We start from the raw sequence: 18,819 nt of genomic DNA, 5'->3' as shown, positions 1-18,819 counted from the left end.
TAAAGGAAATATAATGATTGATTATCATCAAATAGAGTCGCGTTTATCGGCTCTTGAAAAGCTTCCTTCTTTGAAAGACAATGATAGTATTACAAAAGCATTAGAAAAGTCAGGTTTTTCTAGAAGGGATTTTATGAAATGGGCAGGTGCTATGACTGCATTTTTGGCTTTGCCAGCGAGTTTTACTCCTATGGTAGCAAAAGCTGCTGAGCTTGCTGATAGGCTTCCTGTTGTGTGGCTTCATATGGCTGAGTGTACAGGCTGTAGCGAGAGTTTGTTAAGAAGTGATACTCCAACGATTGATAGTTTGATTTTTGATTATATTTCTTTAGAATATCACGAAACAGTGATGGCTGCAGCAGGTTGGCAAGCTGAAGAAAATTTAGAAAGTGCCATTCAAAAGCATAAAAATAAATACATTTTAATGGTTGAAGGTGGTATCCCTATGGGTGATACAGAGCATTTTTTAACCATAGGTGCACATGGAAAAACAGGCTATGAGCTTTCAAAAATAGCAAGTGAAAATGCTTTGGCAATTTTTGCTATAGGAACCTGTTCTAGCTTTGGAGGAATCCAAGCTGCAAGACCAAATCCTAGTAATGCACAGCCTTTAAGCAAAGTAACAAGCAAAACTGTGATCAATGTTCCAGGCTGTCCTCCGAGTGAAAAAAATATAGTGGGTAATGTGCTCCATTATTTATTATTTGGTGAGTTACCAGCACTTGATGTGTATAATAGACCAAAATGGGCTTATGGTCTAAGAATTCATGATCTTTGTGAAAGACGCGGACATTTTGATGCGGGTGAGTTTGTGCATGCCTTTGGAGATGAAGGGGCAAAACAAGGTTTTTGTCTTTATAAAGTAGGTTGTAAAGGGCCTTATACTTTTAATAACTGCTCAAGAGAGAGATTTAACCAGCACACTTCTTGGCCTATTCAAGCAGGACATGGTTGTATAGGTTGTTCTGAGCCTGATTTTTGGGATACCATGGGACCTTTTGAAGAGCCTATGGCTAGTCGTAAATTTGATACTGTTTTTGGCTTGGGTGCAGATAGTGTTTCAGATAAAATCGGTATAGGTGTGCTTACACTCACAGGCGTTGCTATAGCAGCACACGCAGTTATATCCTCCATGCAAAAAGATAAGGAATAAAAATGAGTCAAAAAATAATTGTAGATCCTATTACAAGAATTGAAGGGCATTTAAGAGTTGAAGTTGTTGTTGATGATAACAATGTGGTAAAAGAAGCTTATGCGGGCTCTACTTTGTGGCGCGGTATTGAAACCATAGTAAAAGGGCGTGATCCAAGAGATGCGGGTTTTATGACACAAAGAATTTGTGGAGTTTGTACTTTTTCACATTATAAAGCAGGTATAGTTGCTGTTGAAAATGCTTTAGGTATTACTCCGCCTTTAAATGCGCTTTTAACAAGAACTTTAATGAATGCGGCTTTATTTTTACACGATCATATTGTGCATTTTTATCAACTTCATGGGCTTGATTGGGCTGATGTGGTAAGTGCTTTAAGTGCTGATGTTAAAAAAGCAAGCGATGAAGCTTTTAAATACACTCCAAATCCTTATGCAACAGGTGCAGATAAACTTCTTGAAGTGCAACAAAGACTTAAAACTTTTGTAGATAAAGGAAATTTAGGACCTTTTGCTAATGCGTACTATGGTCATCCAACTTATCGTTTAACTCCTGAGCAAAATTTAATCGTTCTTTCTCACTATCTAGAATGTTTAAGAATTCAAAGAATCATTGCTCAATGTATGGCGATTTTTGGAGCTAAAAACCCACATCCACAAAGCTTAACTGTTGGTGGTGTAACTTGCGTTATGGATTTGCTTGATCCTGCAAGAATGGGTGAGTATATGGTTAAATTCCAAGAAGTACAAGACTTTGTTAATCGTGCGTATTATCCTGATCTTGTGATGGCAGGAAAAGCTTATGCACATGAAGCAAGTGTTTTAAATGATATAGGGGTAAATAATCTTTACACCTTTAAAGAATTTCAAATCGGAAGAGATGAATGGCTTTTTGAAAGTGGTATTATCAAAAATGGAGATTTAAGCAAGGTTTATGAAGTAGAAGAAGATAAGATTACTGAAGAGGCAACTCATTCTTGGTATGCAGACAATGAACCTTTACATCCTTATGATGGCAAAACAAATCCAAATTATACAGGACTTGTAGATGGAGAAAGCGTAGATCATCATGGAAATAATGTTCATTCTAAAGTATTTGATACTAAGGGTAAATATAGTTGGATTAAAGCTCCACGCTATGAAGGAAACCCTATGCAAGTAGGACCTTTAGCAAATATCGTTGTAAATTATGCTAAGGGTAATCCAAATGTTGTTCCTGTGGTAGATGAGTTCTTAAAAGAAACAGGACTTCCTTTAAATGCTGTATTTAGCACACTTGGAAGAACAGCTGCTCGTTGTATTGAAGCAAAAATCGTTGCAAATAATGCTTTAAAAGCGTTTAATAATTTAGTTGAAAATTTAAAAGTAGACCAGAGTACTTGTGTTCCTTATGTGATCGATAATTCTAAAGAATACAAAGGACGCTATATGGGGCATGTGCCACGCGGAACATTAAGCCATTGGTGTAGAATTAAAAATGGTGTTATTGAAAATTGGCAAGCTGTGGTGCCTTCTACTTGGAATGCAAGTCCAAAAGACGCAAATGGCGTAGGTGGAAGTTATGAGCAATGTTTGATAGGACTTAAAATCGCTGATGTAAAACAACCACTTGAAATCATTAGAAAAATTCACTCTTATGATCCTTGTATTGCTTGTGCGGTGCATGTAATGGATACTAAGGGCAATAATCTAAGTGAATATAAAGTGAATGTCAATTTATAAGGAGGCTTTCATGCAAAACAAAGAAGAAAAATTGCAAAGAAAAGCTGAATATGAATTTAGCATAGGTTTGCGTTTAACGCACTGGGTAAGAGCTATTGCTATAGTGATTCTTATTGGCACAGGATATTATCTTTCTTATGTGTTTCAAAGTCCTATTAGTAACGGCGAACCCGTAAATTTTATGCAAGCAAAATACCGCTTAGTGCATCAAGCGGTGGGTTTTGTTTTAATCGCTTGTATTATTTTTAAAGTATATTTGTTTTTCTGCGATAAGGTAAGTGCAAAAGAACGCAGAAGTGTATGGGATATCTTTAATATCAAATTATGGATAGAACAAGTAAAATTTTACATTTTCTTAGGAAAACACCCGCATTTAAAAGGGGTTTATAATCCTTTGCAATTTGTAACTTATTTTTTCTTTTATCTTGTGATGTTAGGTATCATTCTTACAGGGCTTATTCTTTATACTCATACTTACCATGAGGGCTTAGGTGGGCTTTTATATCATATTTTAAGACCGCTTGAAGCTGCAATGGGCGGTTTGGCCGATGTAAGAACTTATCATAGAATTTTGATGTGGGTAATTATGATTTTTGTGCCAGTACATATTTACATGGCGATTTTTAACGCAGTAAAAGGTAAAGATGGTGCTATGGATGCTATTATTAGCGGATATAAATTTGTAAAAGAAGAAAAGCATTGAAATTCTTAGTCCTTGGAATAGGTAATATCATGTTTGCGGATGAAGGCTTAGGCGTTCATCTTTGCAAACAACTTGAAAAAAACTACAAATTCACTCATTCTGAATTTACTTTAGATTTTGTTGATGGTGGAACTTTGGCTTTGCAGCTTAGCTATATCATTGCTAGGTACGATAGACTTATCGTTTTAGACTGTATAGAAGCGCAAGGTGCGAGTATAGGAGATGTATTTTCCTTTCCTTATGATGCTATGCCTAATAAAATTAGCTGGAGTGGAAGTGCCCATGAAATAGAAATGCTTCAAACCTTACAATACATGGAACTTGCAGGAGATTTGCCTAAAACGCATATCTTAGCTTGTGTGCCAAAGCGTATTGAAGCGATGAGTTTTAAGCTCTCAGATGAGCTTATACAAGGAGCTAAAATTATGGAAAAAACTTTACTTGACTTTTTAAGCAAGGAAGGTTTTACTTATGAAAAGATTGCGGATTTTTCTTTGCAAGAATTAGCCGATATTTCTTATAAAAATTACTAAATTTTTGTTCTAAAATTCATAGCTTTATTTAAAGAGATTAAATCCACATTTTCTAAATTTACACCACTTGGAATTCCTTGAGCGATTTTACTAAAAGTTAGGTTTAAGCCTTTAAATTTATCCTCTATAAAAAAGATAGTTGCATCAGAATTAATGCTATGTGTCAATGCAAAAATGAGCTCAGAGATATTTAGCTTAAGTATGATTTGCTTTAGTTTTTCAAGTTTTTCTTCATTTAACTCATCTAAAACAAAATATAGCCCATTGTAACTTTGACTCTCTTCGAGTGTTAGTATATCTTTTGGGCTTTCAACTATACATAAAATGTTTTTATTTCTTTCTTCATCGCTACAAATTTCGCAAAGCTCATTTTCGCTTAAAGCACCGCATTGCTCACAAGGTTTTATAAAGCGGATAGCATTTTCTATATTGTGTGCGAGTTTCATACCATCGATTTGATTATTTATGCAAAGGTGATAAGCAAGCCTTATGGCGGTTTTTTTTCCTATGGTAGGTAAATTTGCAAAACTTTCAACAAGTTCATTGAATTTTTCCAGGCCTTTTGCCATTATTTTTCTTTATCTCCAAAGAAAATTTTAAAGCAATGCTTTCCATCATCATAAAAATAAATCAAATCAAAATTATGCAGTTTACATACCTCTGAAACTATATAAAGTCCTAGTCCCATACCTTTGACTTGATTGTGTTTTTCTCTTGTAAAAGCTTCAAGATAATGCTCTATAGGTTCTGCTAAAGGTTTGCCTGGATTTTTAATGGTAAAACATTCTTTACAACAAAAAAGCTCACAAGTGCCATTGTTTGAGTATTTTAAGGCATTATCGATAAGATTTTTTAAAATTACAGAGAAAATTTCCATATCAACATTGATTAAAGCGTCATATCTTATATCGACTTTTACAACTTTATTAAAATCATCTATCATAAGGTGTTCTTTAGCTTCTTCAAGTATAGTGCTAAAACGACTAGGTTTAAAGTGTAAGTTGTAGTTTTTTGAAAATAAATTTTCGATTTTGGCAAATTCATTGATCAAAGAATCCATGCGTAAAAATATAGCGATAAGTCTTTCTTTTTGTCTGTCTTCTTTGATCATTTCAGAAATGATTCTCCCTTTTCCTATAGGGGTTTTTAACTCATGCATGATTGTTCTTAGGAAAAGTTGTCTTGATTGGATTAATTCTTGGTTTTTCTTGAAAGCTTTTTGAAATTCAAAGGCGATCTTGCCTACTTCATCTTCTTGATAGTCTAGAAAATCAGGTTGTTCCCCATTTGCAACTTCGGCAACTTGTCTTCTTAATTTTTTTAAAGGTTCTAAGGATTTTAATACAGAAAAATACATAAAAACAACCAACAAAGAAAAAGAGAAAAATCCTATCAATAAAAGATTATAAACCCTATCACTAGTATTTTCTTCATACAAGCCATCAAAATCTTTACATTGAACATCAAAATAAAGATTGCTATGATATTTTAAAGAAGAAAGAGTACAAAGCTCTCCGCCTGCTTTAAAAAGTGATTGTCCATTATTTCTTATAGCTTTTACAAGATTGGGATTTTGTATAGCGTTAAAACCGCTGTTTCCAAGATAAGCTCCTATTTCAACACCTGAAGTGTTTTCATAGGAGATGAGTAAATTTTTTATAAGATTTTCTTGTTTTAAACTTTCTTCTTCATTATAGGTATTCCCTTCTATTTTTAAAAGAACGATAAAAAGCACACAAACCAAGAAAAAAGTAACAACAAATAAAATAATCAGTTTGGTATGAATAGAATAATTTTTTGTCATCCTATCAGTTTATATCCTATACCTCTAACAGAAAAAATATGTTTTGGAGATTTTGAACTATCTCCTATTTTTACCCTTAAGCGACCGATGATAACATCAAGGCTTTTAGAATCTTTATCTTTTAGATTTTTACAGCGACTTACAAGCTGTTCTCTTGAAACACTATATCCGTGTTGTTGGATAAGGTATTCTAAAATTTCAAATTCAGCAGGAGTAAGTGTTAAAACCTTATCTTCATAGGTGATCTCATGTCTTCTTTCATCAATTTTGAAAGCAGAGTTAATATTTTCATTATTAGTGTGTTCAACTCTTTTTGTGCGACGAATAAGACTCATAATCCTTGCATACATTTCTTTTGGATCGTAAGGCTTTGGTAGATAATCATCAGCACCGATTTGAAGCCCCACAACTTTATCGCTTAAGTCACCTCTAGCCGATGAGATGATAATAGGAATATTGCTTTTTTGTCGGATTTCTCTACAAACTTCAAGACCATCAATTCCAGGTAAAGTTAAATCTAAAATCAGACAATCATAGCCTTGAATACCCACATTTAAAGCACTTTTAGGATTTTCAAAATTTGTGATTTTAATATTAAATTGCGCTAAATATTCAGATAATAATTGTGCAAAGTCAGGATCATCTTCTATCATCAACACATTAATCATTCTAGTGTCCTTGTAAATTTTTATGTAGTCTTTAAAATCTTTACATAATTTTATTTAAAATTTGATAAATTATTGATTTTATTTTTGCTAAAATTATATTTTTGAATTTTTAAAATTAAAATTCTAGTAAAATTTTAAATTTTTTAAAGGAATAATGTGGAAATAAGTTATTATGAACTTCTTGAAATCACGCAAAATGCTGATAAAGAAACTATAAAAAAGGCCTATAGAAAAATGGCTTTAAAATACCATCCTGATAGAAATCAGGGCGATAAAGAAGCAGAAGATAAATTCAAGCTTGTTAATGAAGCCTATGAAGTTTTAAGCAATGATGAAAAGCGAGCTATTTATGATAGATACGGAAAAGATGCTTTAAAAGGCGGTGGATTTGGTTCTAATAGCTCAGGTTTTGGTGGTTTTGAGGATTTAGGAGATATATTTTCTAGTTTTTTTGGAGAGGGCTTTGGTTCATCATCGCGTCGTAGAAAAAGTTCAAATGATGAAAAAATCCCTTCAGATTTTATCTTTAATTTAAAATTAAGTTTTAAAGAAGCGGTTTTTGGTTGTAAGAAAAATATAGACTTTACTTATAAATGCTCTTGTAAAACTTGTAATGGAACAGGGGCTAAAGATGGAAAACTTCAAACTTGTCCAAAATGTCAAGGTAGGGGACAAGTTGGAGTTTCTCAAGGTTTTATCACTTTTGCACAAACTTGTCCTGATTGTCAAGGAAGTGGAGAAAAAGCTAGTGAAAAATGTAGTGATTGTAAAGGTTTGGGTTATAATGAAAGCAAAGATAGTGTCGAGCTTAATATCCCAGAAGGTGTAGATACAGGTATGAAGCTTCGTGTCAATGCTAAAGGTAATATCTTAAAAAATGGTACTAGAGGGGATATGTATGTTAAGATCATCGCCGCTGAAGATGATACTTTTATCAGAGATGATGATGATATATATATAGAATTTCCAGTGTTTTTTACTCAAGCTATCTTAGGAGAGAGTATAAAAGTACCCACCATACGCGGTGAAGCGACCTTAAATTTACCAAAGGGTGCTAAAGATGGACAAAGATTTGTTCTTGAAAAAGAAGGGGTAAAAGATGTTCATAGTTCTCGCATGGGAAATCAAATCGTTCAAATTTCTATCAAATTCCCAACTTCTTTAAACGATGAACAAAAAGAACTTTTAGAAAAACTAAGTGAAAGTTTTGGCATCAAAGATGGTATGCATCAAGAGCAAAAAGGGCTTTTTGAAAAAATCACTAATTGGTTTAAGTCTTAATTTTCCTAAAGCGTTTTAGCTTGGGAAAATTTTTTATATAAATTTAAGTTTTAAAAATCAGGCATAAAAAAAGGCGGAGCAAAACTCCGCCTTGAAGTTAGACTTGAAAGCTTCTTAGAATTTGTAAAGAGCTTGAAGTCTTACAGTGCTATGATCAGCACTTTCATTAGTGTTTACACCTTGATCTAGGTTCACATAAGAATAGAATGCTGAGAAGTTAAGTTTTGGAGAGTATTTGTAATCTACTCTTGCAACAGCTTCAAGTTTTTTACCACCACCTAAATGATTAGTAGCTTCTGTTTTTGTTCCACCATATACGAAGTCAGCACCAACGCGAACTGTTTCGTTGAAAGTATATCCACCAGTTACATAACCGAAGATATTTCTACCAGTATCACCATTTAGTCTTGAACCAGTAGTATAGAAAATTTCCTCACCTGCAAGTAAAGAACCAAGATTACCTTGATCTTCGATTACAACTGTAGAAGCTTTTTCTTTATCACCGTAGTATAAACCACCAAGGCTAGCATCCCAACCATTTACTTCAATGCTACCTTTTAAAGCAAATAAATTGCCATTAGCGTGTCTTTTATCATCAAGTTCGCTATCAAGGCTATTTCCTAAGTAAGCACCTTCAAGTGTCCAGTTGATTCCATCAAAGATAGTTGTACTATAAGCTGCATCTACAGCATAGAAGAATGCTACTTGATCCCAGTAAGCTAACCATAATTGTGGATTAAATTGTCCGCCAGCAAGATCATAAGAACCTACAGCAGCAGCACCGTAAAGATTTCCTAATGAATCTGCTTGAAAAGGAACTGCGTTCTGTGTTGTAGATATAGTACTTTGTCCTAATAAATCTGCACCTTGCTCTTCCGCCATAAAGCTATCTACAGCAAAAGCAGCTAGAGTTAAACCATCGATGCTGTTGTTTACTACTTTGATACCTGTTCCTACTAAACCATCAACTCCATTGTCAGTCCAGATAGTGTTTAGTTGTTGTTTACCAGCGATTACGCTTGTAGCAACATCTTCATTTGTATAAGTTAAGTATAATTGACGAACAAAAAGTCCTTTTTGATCATTTTTTATTCCATTAGCACCATAACCACTATCAGCAGCATTATAGTCAAATTGAACAAAAGCTTTGAAGTTATCAGCTATAGCAGCACTGAAGTTAACTTGTGCTCTATATTTGTGATCTTGTTTGCTGTTGTTTAAATTTGAGTTGTTAACGAAATTTTTATCAAAATTACCTGTATCGTATCTGTATCTTAATACACCTGATACATCAACATCTTTGATCGCTTCTTCAAGTGGAGTAGCGTTAGCTGCTGAAAAAGCACCTGCAGCAAGAGCTGCAACTAAACTAAGTTTAACTAGTTTCATGAGAATTCTCCTTGTCAAAAATTAATAAAACATCGTAATTGTAGCACATAAATTTGGAGTTTTTTCTTAAGAAGCACTTAAAATAGTAAAAATTTTAAATCCGAAGGATAAAAACATCTAAAGAAAAGCCTAGCTAAAGGGATTTAAGCTAGGCGTGTAATTTTAAGGAGTTTTTCTTATGAATGTTTTTCGGTTCGTTTAGAAGTATAAGCCTAAAAAGTAAACGAGAAGTAATATATAGTTGTTTTAAATTATTTTGATAAAAAAACAAGTAAATTTTTACAAGCTAGGGATAAAATTTTATAAGTTTCATCAAAATTCCCACTATACCAAGGATCAGGAACTTCATCGTAGTTTAGACTAGGACTAAAATCAGTGATTTTTAAAACTTTGTTTTGGGTGTTGGTGAAGTTTTTTAAAACATTTTTGAAGTTAGAATTGTCCATGGTGATTAAAAAATCGCTTTCATCGCAAAGCTTTTGAGTGAGTTTTTTGCTTGTGAAGTTTTTGTGTTCTATGTTAAGTTGAGCAAGCTTGTTTTTGGTGCCATAGTGCATACCTTCTCCATCGTGCTCTCCTGAAGTTCCAGCACTGTTTATAAAAAATTCTTTTTCTAAATTTGCTTTTTTGACAAGATCTTTCATGATAAATTCTGCCATAGGCGAACGGCATATATTGCCTAAGCATATAAAGAGTATTTTTTTCATTTTTATCCTTGAGTTTTAATTAAAAATTATAAAAAATATCATACAATAAATCCATGGAAAATTTCAATAGAACTTTGCTTGTGTGTTGGTTTGGTGTTTTTACCACAAGTATGGGGCTTAGTCAAATCGCTCCGATTTTGCCTTTTTATATCAAAGAACTAGGACATGTTGATACGAGCGAGATAGCGTTTTATTCAGGACTTGCTTTTGGGATCACTCCGCTTTTTATGGCTGTTTTTTCACCTTTGTGGGCTTTTTTGGGTGCAAAGTATGGTTATAAAAATATGCTTCTTCGTGCAAGTTTTGGAATGTCCGTTTTAACCTTATGGCTTAGCTTTGCTCATAGTGCTTTAGAAGTGGTTTTTGTACGGGGTTTAACAGGGATAATTTCAGGTTTTACTTCTGCTGCTGTTGTGTTTATCGCCGTGATAGCGCCTAAAGAAAAAGTGGCTTATGCTTTAGGAACTCTTTCTACGGCTTCTATAAGTGGAAGTTTACTTGGGCCTTTGTTTGGTGGCTTTGTGGCTGAATTTTTTAGCATTAGTGCGGTTTTTGATGTGGTGGCTTTTTTGATCGCTTGTTCTTTTGTGACGATTTATTTTTTCATCCATGGGAGAAAAATTCAAAAAGAGGCGAAGAAAAATACTCAAAAAGTGAAAGAAAACAAAACCCTTATCATCGTTCTTTTTATCACTACTTTTGTGATACAATTTGGTACTTTTGGAGTGATGCCGATTTTAAGTATCTATGTTGAGCAAATTCATCAAGGTGGAAATTTGGCTCTTTGGGCGGGTATAGTGGTGGCTGCAAATGGGATTAGCAATCTTTTTTTCGCACCAAAACTTGGAAAAATCGCCGATAAGATAGGGCCTAGTAAGATTATTTTTGGAGCTTTGATATTTTGTGGAATTTGCTTTTACTTGCAGGCTGTAGCAAGTAATGTTTATACGCTTATTTTCGTGCGTTTACTTATAGGTGTAGGACTTGGAGGGCTTTTGCCTTGTGTGAATGCCTTGCTTAAAAAAAGTGTGAGTGCTAAAAATTTAAGTGTGATTTTTGGTTTTAATCAAACTTGTCAATTTTTGGGAAATTTTTGCGGTGCTTTTGGCGGAGGGCTTATGGCTTCTCATTTTAGCGTGGAATTTGTTTTTACTTTTGTGTGTTTGATTTTTATCATTAATGCTTTTATTTTCTTGGCGTTTGAGAAAAAATATATCTTTTCAAATCAAGGTTTATAAATTTAGAAAGGTTTAAAATGGAAATGATTTTATTTGTTTTAGTGATGATTTTACTTGTGCTTTTGTTTGTAGTGCTTTTTAGGCAGTATAAAAGCCCTAAAATAGAAGAAAAAAGCACGCAAAGTTTTAGCGATATCATGCAACTTAAATCCATAGGAGAATTAAGTGTTTTTCAAGTTTTTAGTAAAGAGATTGTCACTAAAAAAGATAGCGCTTTTAATGGAATTTGGAAAAATCTTTTAGGATGGTCTTTGAGTGAAAGACAGATTGCTTTGATTTTTGAATTTGAGATCACTTTCTTGTATGATTTAAGGGATAAAAACTTTGATATTTTGCCTTTAGGGGACGATGCTTATAAGATCATCATGCCAGAGTGTAGATACAAACACAGCATCATAGATATGAAATTTTATGATGAAAAAAATGCTAAATTTTTACCTTTTTTACTGCCTGATTCTATCAATAGTACGGGGATTAGTTTTAGTGAAAGTGATAAAAACAAACTCATAAAAGAAGCCAAAGATGAGGTTAAAGACTTGTCTTTAAATCTTATCCAAAATTTAGAAAGCAAAATCCATAAAAGTGCTAAGGATACTTTAGAAGCTATTGCTAAAGGTTTTGGGGCTAAGAGAGTGGAATTTGAATTTAAGGATAACACACAAAAGCTAGATGTAAGCTAGCTTTTTTCTTTTCTTGCTTGGGTAATGCTTTTTCCACCTAGTCCGTAATTATCCGTATCGATTTCATCGATAATTACCACAGTCGAGCTTTTATTTTTGTTTAAAACCTTAGCAAGTAAATCCGTTACTCCTGCGATAAGCTCTTGTTTTTGTTCTGTTGTAGGTTCTCCGTTTTCTTTGGTGATGCGTATATTTACAAAAGGCATTTTTAACTCCTTAAATTTTTATAATTATTCTAAAATCTAAAAAATTAAAATATTCTTTTATTTTGTAAATTTTTTGATTATTTCATAGTTTTGTAAAAGCTGTTCAAAAGAAAAATTTAAATTTGCAGGAGAAGTTGAGGGTAGGGCTATGGCTTCTAAGCGAGGGTGGAATTTAACAAAAAATCTATAAGCACTTTGTCCTGTAGTAAAAATGGCTTGAATTTTGGTTTGAGAAAGGATTAGGTTTAAATCATTGGCTTTTGCATAACTTATTGTTTTATCATCTGAATTTTTTATCTTGCAACTTTGAAGTACATCCCAAAGAGCGATATGTTTTTTTCTTAAAAAGGCTTGTTGTTCTGCGATATTTTCTAATTTTACATCAAAAAGTGTTTCTAGTATAGGCCAAAAACGATTTCTTGGGTGTTGATAATAAAAGCCGTCTTGTCTTGATTTAATAGAAGGAAAAGATCCTAAAATTAAGATTTTAGAATCTTTGTCAAAAAAAGGCTCAAAAGGATGAGTTAGAAATTCACTCACTCACACAAATCCACAGAAATTTTTCCGTTTTTAATTTCGCTGATTTTCACCTTTAAACTTTGGTTTTCGCTTAAATTAAGATGCTTGCTTTTTGAACTATGCAATAAACCATCAACACCATTTTTAAGTTCCACAAAGGCTCCAAAAGGAGCGATTTTTTTAACAATACCTTGAAATTCTTGCCCAAGTTCAAAGCCTGATATATCTTTGTCTTTAGAGCCTTTTTTAGTTCCTTTTTGAGAGCTTGTGATGTTTATGATGTAGTCTTTTGCGGCTTTGATTTGCTCGTTTTGACTACCTGCTATTTTTACTTCACCTTTTTCGCGATCTAAGTCTATAGAAACGCCAAATTTTTCTATGATTTCTTTGATGGTTTTTCCAGCTTGTCCTATGATATCAACGATTTTTGAAGGATCAACGCTAAAAAGCTCAAGTTTAGGTAAAACTTCTTCATTGACTATGATTTCTTTTGCAGCTTCTTCCATGATATTTAGGATGTGAATTCTTCCTTCTTTGGCTTGATATAAAGCTTGTTTTAGTGTTTCTTGATCGATTCCGCCTAGTTTTATATCCATTTGAAGAGCAGTAACGCCGTCTTTGCTACCGGCTACTTTAAAATCCATATCCCCATCATGATCTTCAAGTCCCATGATATCTGTTAAAACAGCATGCTTGTTATCTTCAAAGATAAGCCCCATGGCTACTCCTGCAACAAGTTTTAAGCTTGGCACTCCTGCTGCTTTTAAGGCTAAAGATCCGCCACAAACCGTTGCCATAGAACTTGAGCCATTGCTTTCTAAAATTTCACTGACTAAGCGGATTATATAAGGATAGTTTTCATCCACGCTTGGATAAAGTGCTCTTTTGGCTAAATTTCCATGTCCTAGTTCTCTTCTTCCTGGAGCTTTGATAGGACTTGCTTCGCCTACTGAAAAACCTGGAAAATTATAATTTACCATAAAGCGTTCGCTTATAGGATTTTTTTCTGTAAGCAAGTCTATCATTTGAGCATCGTTTTCCCCGCCTAAGGTTGCAACCACTAGGGCTTGAGTTTGTCCACGAGTGAAAAGACAAGAGCCATGAGCGTTTGGCAAGATATTGGTTTCTATACTGATAGGACGAACCTCGTTTAAACTTCTACCATCAGCTCTTTTGCCTTCATTTAAAATTTGCTCACGAATAAGTTTGCGTTTGACTTTAGCTAAGGTATTTAAGACACTTTCTTCGCTCCAGTCTTTAGTGATTTCAAGATTTAAAATTTCTTTAGCGATTTTATTTAGTTCGCTTGCTCTTTCGCTTTTTGCCATTTGATTGATGGCTTCTTTGATTTGTTTTTGGAAATTATTTTCTATAAAAGCTAAAATTTCAGGATGTTCAATCTCATTTTTTAGTTCGATTTGAGAATTTTTTTTGTGTTTGCTAAAGGCTTCTTCATAAGCATTTGAACCATTTAATATAGCTTTTTGAGCTAAATTTAGAGCTTCTAAAATTTCATCTTCGCTAAGTTCATTCATATTTTGTGAAGTGGTTTGAGTTAAAACATCAGCATAGGGAGCTTCGATAAAGATTTCATTTTCTTTTTGATCAGGCAAGGCTCTCATTTCTATCATCAAAAGCTCATCTTTTACACCTGCTACATAGAGATCTAGGGTGCTATTTTGAAGCTCTTCATTGTTTGGATTGAGTATGAAATTTCCATCTATCTTTCCTATACGCACACCGCATACTGGAGCTTTCATAGGTATATCACTAAGATAAAGTGCCACGCTTGCGGCATTTAAGCTCATTACTTGCAAATCTACTTTAGGATCAGCTGAGAGAACCATCACAACGATTTGAGTCGGATAAGCATAGCCTTTTGGAAAAAGAGGGCGTAAGCTTCTATCGATAATGCGTGCTGTTAAGGTTTCTGCATCGCTTGGTTTGGTTTCTCTTTTGACATAACCACCAGGGATTTTTCCTGCGGCATAAGCTTTTTCGATGTATTGGACGGTTAGAGGTAAAAAATCTTCTTCAACTTGTTTTTCTTCTCTTGCAACTGTAGCTAGAACAATGCTTTTACCTTGTCTCATTAAAACAGCACCGGCAGCTTGTTTGGCGACTTTGTCTATATCAAATATTTCTGTATTTTTGTTAATTTCTATGCTGTATTGCATTATTTTTCCTTTTTTACCAGATAATAAATTCGTAAAATTTTTTAAAATATTTAGCAAATTTCATCCTTTTTAAATTTTGTTTTCACTTTCTGCTAAAGAGAAATCGTATTTTACCCCTCCTAAAGGATAGAAGTTGAAAATAAAATAAATTCCGCTTTGATTTTTAGCTGTGATACCACCACTTGTGAGTTGTGGATCGATTCTTTCTCTATACATTAAAGAATAGTTCCAACATTTTCTTTGGTAGGTATAGCCAAGTTCCCACATGTTTGTATGAGCTCTTTGAGTATCAAACCAAATTCCACCAAATAAATTGTAATTAGGTGTGGCAATATAATTTGCTCTTGTACCAATAAAGCTATATTTTCCATACTCATCGTTTTGATAAGCATGAGAAAACATCCAATTAAATTTTGAATTTGTATTGACTTCTATTTGGCTGATGACATTGGTAAAGCGACTTTGTTCATAAGAGTAAAGCACTTCGCTGTTGAGATTGATGTTTTCATTAAAATAATAAGTTAAAAGATTTTCAAGTTCATAGAATTCATTTTGTTTATTGAGATAGTCAAGTGAAATTCTGTGTTTGAGTTTTTTTTGTCCTTCGTTGTTATAGAAATATTGCACAGCATAAAGACTTGTATGTTCGTTTTCTTTGTCGTATTCTTCAAGATAATCTTGCGTGATTTTACCTGATTTTGCTCCTGGTAAAATGTAATTCACCCCTAAATTTAAAGTATGAAAGAAATTTTCATAAGCTTTTGAAAGATCGGTGTAGAGATTAAAATCATGAGTGTTTCTGAAATAATGCTCATGGTTTCTTTCGGGATCGTTGCTATAATTTACAAAAGAAGCATAAAATCTTTCTGTAAAAGTAAAGTGTAAAAAGTCTCCAAAAAAAGCGTTGTGATACGAGATAGGCAAGTCTAAATTTAGCTCATTTGCATAAGAACCAGCAGGTCGGTAAAAATTATGAAATGAAGCATCAAATGAATAACGCAAGCGTTCATCAAAAAGGTTATTTAAAAATCTATGATATTGAAAGCTTGGATATTCTTGTAAGGTTGTATTGTTGCTAAGTTTAGATGTGTCGATATAATATCTTGCATAAGCTCCGTAAAAATTGTTTTCATCAGCTAAAAAATAATTGATTTTGGAGGTTACAAGCGAGTTAAGATCTCGATAATCCCTACTTCCTAAATTTAAATAATCCACATCGTTGAGATAGGTTGCATCTATCCATAGACCTTCTTGAAAATTATCACTGAGTAAAGATTTGATTAAATCATCTCTTGAGTATTTTAGTTCTATTCCATAGTGGGTTTGATTTTTCAAATTTTCATCGTGAAAATAGGAGCTATTTTCCCTAAAAGCACCAAAATTTAATTCTCCTGTTGAATATGGAGAATCAAGAAATCTTAAAGTAGAATAAAGTCCAAAACCACGGTTTGTTCGAATTTGTGGATCAAGTTCTAAATCCCAATTTTCTTGAGTGGCTATATAAATAGGTTGTTCATAGTATAAGCCTTCGCTACTTTTTAAAACGATTTTTGGGATTAAAAGCCCGCTTTGTCTATGAGTATCAGCGCTAAATCCAAAATAAGGTAGATAAAAAACTGGGGTATTTTTAACATATAATCTTGCATTGTAAAGATGAACAAAATTAGTTTCCCGGTTAAGCCAGCCTTTTGAAAAACGAATTTCCCAATCAGGATCTTCAACATTGCAGCTTGAAACTGCTGAAATTTTGCTTTCAAAGACTTTATCATTTAGATGGCTTGTTTTGCTTTGAAACCATACTTCAAGATTGTTATTGGAAAAGAAAAAATTACTAAAATCGGCTTGATTGGAATTTAGGTTGATTTTAGCATAATCAGAATGTGATCTTTCGTTTTGTCCCCTTAGGATGTTAACATCACCAAAAAGCTCAACATCTTCGGTTTTTTCATTGTAAATTGCTTTATTGGCAGTGATGAAATAAAAATCAGAAAAAATAACAACATCATTGTTTGCAGTAAGAATATCACCTTCTTTTTTTGCATCAAGAGCGTAAATATCAACTTGTGCTGCATTTAAAGCTATGCTAGTTCCTAGCAATAGGGAAAATTTACGCCACATCGACTACTATTGTCCTTGCTAGATAATCCTCCCAAGCTTTGCGTAAATCATTACTTAAAGCCCAAGCAAACCCAAGCATAAACGCCATAGCACTAACTTGTCTTATGGCAGATCTGATGCAACTTTGGATGAGATTGGGTTTGTCAAGAAGATTTTCATCCAAGATGATAATTTTGCATAATATTTTTCCCAAACTTGCCCCATAAAGATAAGTAAAAATTGCTTGATAACTAAAATGAAGCAAGATGAAGCCAAGATAAAAATTTCCTATAATTTGAGTCGTTTCAAATAAATCTTTTGCTTGGATTAGACGATCATAAAAAATGATAAACACAATCAAAGAAATAACCATATCATCGATTAAAAAAGCTAGAACTCTTTTTCCAAAACTTGCTATTTTTAGATTTTCACGCTCTAAGCGGTCTTGTAAATTTTCTTTCATTTAAGAACCTGATGAGCGATGTCTTTTCTGTATTGTTTTCCTTTGAAATTTACATTATCACAAAGTTTATAAGCATTTTTTTGCGCTTCTTCTATACTTTTTCCTGTGCCAACGCAAACTAAAACTCTTCCACCATCAGCCATTAATTTGCCATCTTCTAAGCTTACTCCAGCATAAGAAATATGAGAGTTTTCAGGAATGTTATTTACAGTAATTTCACTTTTTGGTGAACTTTTGTAAGGATAGTTTTCACTCGCGCATACAACCCCTACTGCAAATTCTTTTTTGATTTTGATTTTTGCGTGTCTTAAGCGTCTTTGAGTAGCAGCTAAAATAAGCTCTAAAGGATCTTCGATTAAAGGCATTAAAACTTCACATTCAGGATCGCCAAAGCGAACATTAAATTCTAATACATAAGGTTTATTTCCAACGATCATAGCGCCTATAAATAAAACGCCACAAAATTCCGCTCCTTCTTTTTTCATACCTGCTAAAGTCGGTAAAATAATATCTTTTTGAACTTTTCTAAGCAAACTTTCATTCGCTAAAGAGCTAGGGGCGTAAGCACCCATTCCACCAGTATTTGGCCCTTGATCATTATCGAGTAATTTTTTATGATCTTGTGCTGCAGGAAGTAAAACAAAATCATTGCCATCACATACTGCAAAAATGCTTAATTCATAACCATCTAAAAATTCTTCAATTACAACGAGTTTTCCAGCATCTCCAAAGCTTTCTCCGCTCAGCATTTTAGCTGTTTCTTTTATGGCTTCTTCATGAGTCTTGGCTATGATAACACCTTTTCCTGCGCAAAGTCCATCGGCTTTTACTACTATAGGAGGGGTTAAACTATATATAAAATTTTTTGCTTTTTCAATGTCATTTGTGTTTAAAAATTTGGCTGTTTTGATGCGGTATTTTTTAAGAAAGCTTTTCATAAAAGATTTTGAGGTTTCAAGCATTGCAGCAGCTTTACTTGGCCCAAAAATAGCAAGTCCTTGTTGTTTAAAAATATCTACAACACCTTCAGCTAAAAAACTTTCACTTCCTACTATACAAAGATCAAAACCTTTTTCTTTTGCATAGGTTGCTAAAACTACTGGATCTTTTAGGTTTAAATTTGTTCCAAGACTTTCGGTAGCGCCATTTCCAGGAGCAAAATAAAACTCTAAATTTTTGTCTACTCTTCTTAAGGCTAAAGCAATAGAGTATTCTCTTGCACCACTACCCAAAATCATTATTTTCATTTATATCTCCTTTTAAACCCAAACAGCCGTTTAACAAAGATTGACCCCAAAAAGTCAAAGAAAACCGCTAGGTAATTTTTAAAGGCTGCAACTTCTCGCTTTTTTCAAAGCTCAAACAATGCCACAGAACACGGTAAATCACACAATCGCAGTTAATAAAAATGTGTTGGATCACTTTAAATATCACAAACTGTTTAGGCAAGAAAATTATAACTTAATTTAGCTTAAATTTCTAT

At 33.5% G+C, this 18,819-nt stretch carries 18 protein-coding genes; 7 read left to right on the top strand and 11 right to left on the bottom strand.

All coding sequences use genetic code 11. The features are described from left to right. The first annotated feature begins 13 nt into the window (after window positions 1-13). Genes AJN56_RS07385 through AJN56_RS07370 form a run of 4 tightly spaced genes read left to right on the top strand, consistent with a single transcriptional unit; the run spans window position 14 to window position 4,107 of the window. Window positions 14-1,153: a hydrogenase small subunit gene (locus AJN56_RS07385; RefSeq protein WP_002856501.1), complete on the top strand. Its 1,140-nt coding sequence runs from the start codon at window positions 14-16 to the stop codon at window positions 1,151-1,153. Between the two features lie 2 nt (window positions 1,154-1,155). Next, window positions 1,156-2,871, top strand: a complete 1,716-nt coding sequence (locus AJN56_RS07380; protein ID WP_070246496.1) for a nickel-dependent hydrogenase large subunit — start codon at window positions 1,156-1,158, stop codon at window positions 2,869-2,871. 10 nt (window positions 2,872-2,881) lie between these two features. Continuing rightward, window positions 2,882-3,574 carry a Ni/Fe-hydrogenase, b-type cytochrome subunit gene (gene cybH, locus AJN56_RS07375; protein WP_002855770.1) on the top strand — a complete coding sequence of 231 codons (693 nt, stop codon included), beginning with the start codon at window positions 2,882-2,884 and terminating at the stop codon, window positions 3,572-3,574. After that, window positions 3,571-4,107: a HyaD/HybD family hydrogenase maturation endopeptidase gene (locus tag AJN56_RS07370; protein WP_002869086.1), complete on the top strand. Its 537-nt coding sequence runs from the start codon at window positions 3,571-3,573 to the stop codon at window positions 4,105-4,107. The genes cybH and AJN56_RS07370 overlap by 4 nt, the downstream gene beginning before the upstream one ends. Here AJN56_RS07370 and recR read toward each other — a convergent pair. Genes recR through AJN56_RS07355 form a run of 3 tightly spaced genes read right to left on the bottom strand, consistent with a single transcriptional unit; the run spans window position 4,104 to window position 6,579 of the window. Beyond that, window positions 4,104-4,676 (bottom strand): recombination mediator RecR, encoded by a 573-nt coding sequence (gene recR / locus AJN56_RS07365; protein ID WP_002894902.1) that lies wholly within the window; start codon window positions 4,674-4,676, stop codon window positions 4,104-4,106. The two genes, AJN56_RS07370 and recR, sit on opposite strands and share 4 nt — an antisense overlap. Continuing rightward, window positions 4,676-5,911 carry an ArsS family sensor histidine kinase gene (locus AJN56_RS07360; protein ID WP_002857920.1) on the bottom strand — a complete coding sequence of 412 codons (1,236 nt, stop codon included), beginning with the start codon at window positions 5,909-5,911 and terminating at the stop codon, window positions 4,676-4,678. Before AJN56_RS07360 ends, recR begins: the two co-directional genes overlap by 1 nt. Beyond that, window positions 5,908-6,579, bottom strand: a complete 672-nt coding sequence (locus AJN56_RS07355) for a response regulator transcription factor (protein ID WP_002853168.1) — start codon at window positions 6,577-6,579, stop codon at window positions 5,908-5,910. Before AJN56_RS07355 ends, AJN56_RS07360 begins: the two co-directional genes overlap by 4 nt. A gap of 156 nt (window positions 6,580-6,735) precedes the next feature. Here AJN56_RS07355 and dnaJ point away from each other — a divergent pair, with 156 nt between their 5' ends. Continuing rightward, a complete protein-coding gene (gene dnaJ, locus AJN56_RS07350; protein ID WP_002864607.1) occupies window positions 6,736-7,860 on the top strand; it encodes a molecular chaperone DnaJ in 1,125 nt (374 codons plus the stop codon). A gap of 114 nt (window positions 7,861-7,974) precedes the next feature. On the opposite strand, the gene porA is transcribed toward dnaJ, so the two are convergent. Beyond that, window positions 7,975-9,249 (bottom strand): group 1 major outer membrane porin protein PorA, encoded by a 1,275-nt coding sequence (gene porA / locus AJN56_RS07345; RefSeq protein WP_070294448.1) that lies wholly within the window; start codon window positions 9,247-9,249, stop codon window positions 7,975-7,977. Between the two features lie 251 nt (window positions 9,250-9,500). Continuing rightward, window positions 9,501-9,956: a low molecular weight protein-tyrosine-phosphatase gene (locus AJN56_RS07340; RefSeq protein WP_002869083.1), complete on the bottom strand. Its 456-nt coding sequence runs from the start codon at window positions 9,954-9,956 to the stop codon at window positions 9,501-9,503. Between the two features lie 53 nt (window positions 9,957-10,009). Between AJN56_RS07340 and AJN56_RS07335 the strand changes: the two genes are divergently transcribed. Next, on the top strand, window positions 10,010-11,194 hold the full coding sequence (locus tag AJN56_RS07335; protein ID WP_002864610.1) for an MFS transporter: 1,185 nt from the start codon (window positions 10,010-10,012) through the stop codon (window positions 11,192-11,194). 17 nt (window positions 11,195-11,211) lie between these two features. Beyond that, entirely contained in the window at window positions 11,212-11,874 is a 663-nt protein-coding gene (locus tag AJN56_RS07330) for a DUF4230 domain-containing protein (protein WP_002853237.1), read from the top strand. Here the strand turns inward: AJN56_RS07330 and AJN56_RS07325 are convergent. The 6 genes from AJN56_RS07325 to purD form a co-directional block, all read right to left on the bottom strand. Beyond that, a complete protein-coding gene (locus AJN56_RS07325; RefSeq protein ID WP_002853198.1) occupies window positions 11,871-12,080 on the bottom strand; it encodes a 2-hydroxymuconate tautomerase family protein in 210 nt (69 codons plus the stop codon). The genes AJN56_RS07330 and AJN56_RS07325 overlap by 4 nt on opposite strands. Window positions 12,081-12,137: 57 nt before the next feature. Continuing rightward, window positions 12,138-12,620 (bottom strand): DNA-deoxyinosine glycosylase, encoded by a 483-nt coding sequence (locus tag AJN56_RS07320; RefSeq protein ID WP_002869082.1) that lies wholly within the window; start codon window positions 12,618-12,620, stop codon window positions 12,138-12,140. Beyond that, entirely contained in the window at window positions 12,617-14,776 is a 2,160-nt protein-coding gene (locus AJN56_RS07315; protein WP_002869081.1) for a polyribonucleotide nucleotidyltransferase, read from the bottom strand. The genes AJN56_RS07320 and AJN56_RS07315 overlap by 4 nt, the downstream gene beginning before the upstream one ends. 69 nt (window positions 14,777-14,845) lie before the next feature. Then, complete coding sequence (locus AJN56_RS07310) at window positions 14,846-16,894, bottom strand: LPS-assembly protein LptD (RefSeq protein WP_002869080.1); 2,049 nt, start codon at window positions 16,892-16,894, stop codon at window positions 14,846-14,848. Beyond that, complete coding sequence (locus tag AJN56_RS07305; RefSeq protein WP_002855813.1) at window positions 16,884-17,336, bottom strand: RDD family protein; 453 nt, start codon at window positions 17,334-17,336, stop codon at window positions 16,884-16,886. Before AJN56_RS07305 ends, AJN56_RS07310 begins: the two co-directional genes overlap by 11 nt. Continuing rightward, on the bottom strand, window positions 17,333-18,583 hold the full coding sequence (gene purD / locus AJN56_RS07300) for a phosphoribosylamine--glycine ligase (protein ID WP_002869079.1): 1,251 nt from the start codon (window positions 18,581-18,583) through the stop codon (window positions 17,333-17,335). Before purD ends, AJN56_RS07305 begins: the two co-directional genes overlap by 4 nt. Between the last annotated feature and the right edge of the window lie 236 nt (window positions 18,584-18,819).

The organism is Campylobacter sp. BCW_4319 (genome assembly GCF_001764435.1).
Classification (GTDB): Bacteria; Campylobacterota; Campylobacteria; order Campylobacterales; family Campylobacteraceae; genus Campylobacter_D; species Campylobacter_D jejuni.
This window is presented reverse-complemented; position numbering and strand designations above follow the sequence as displayed.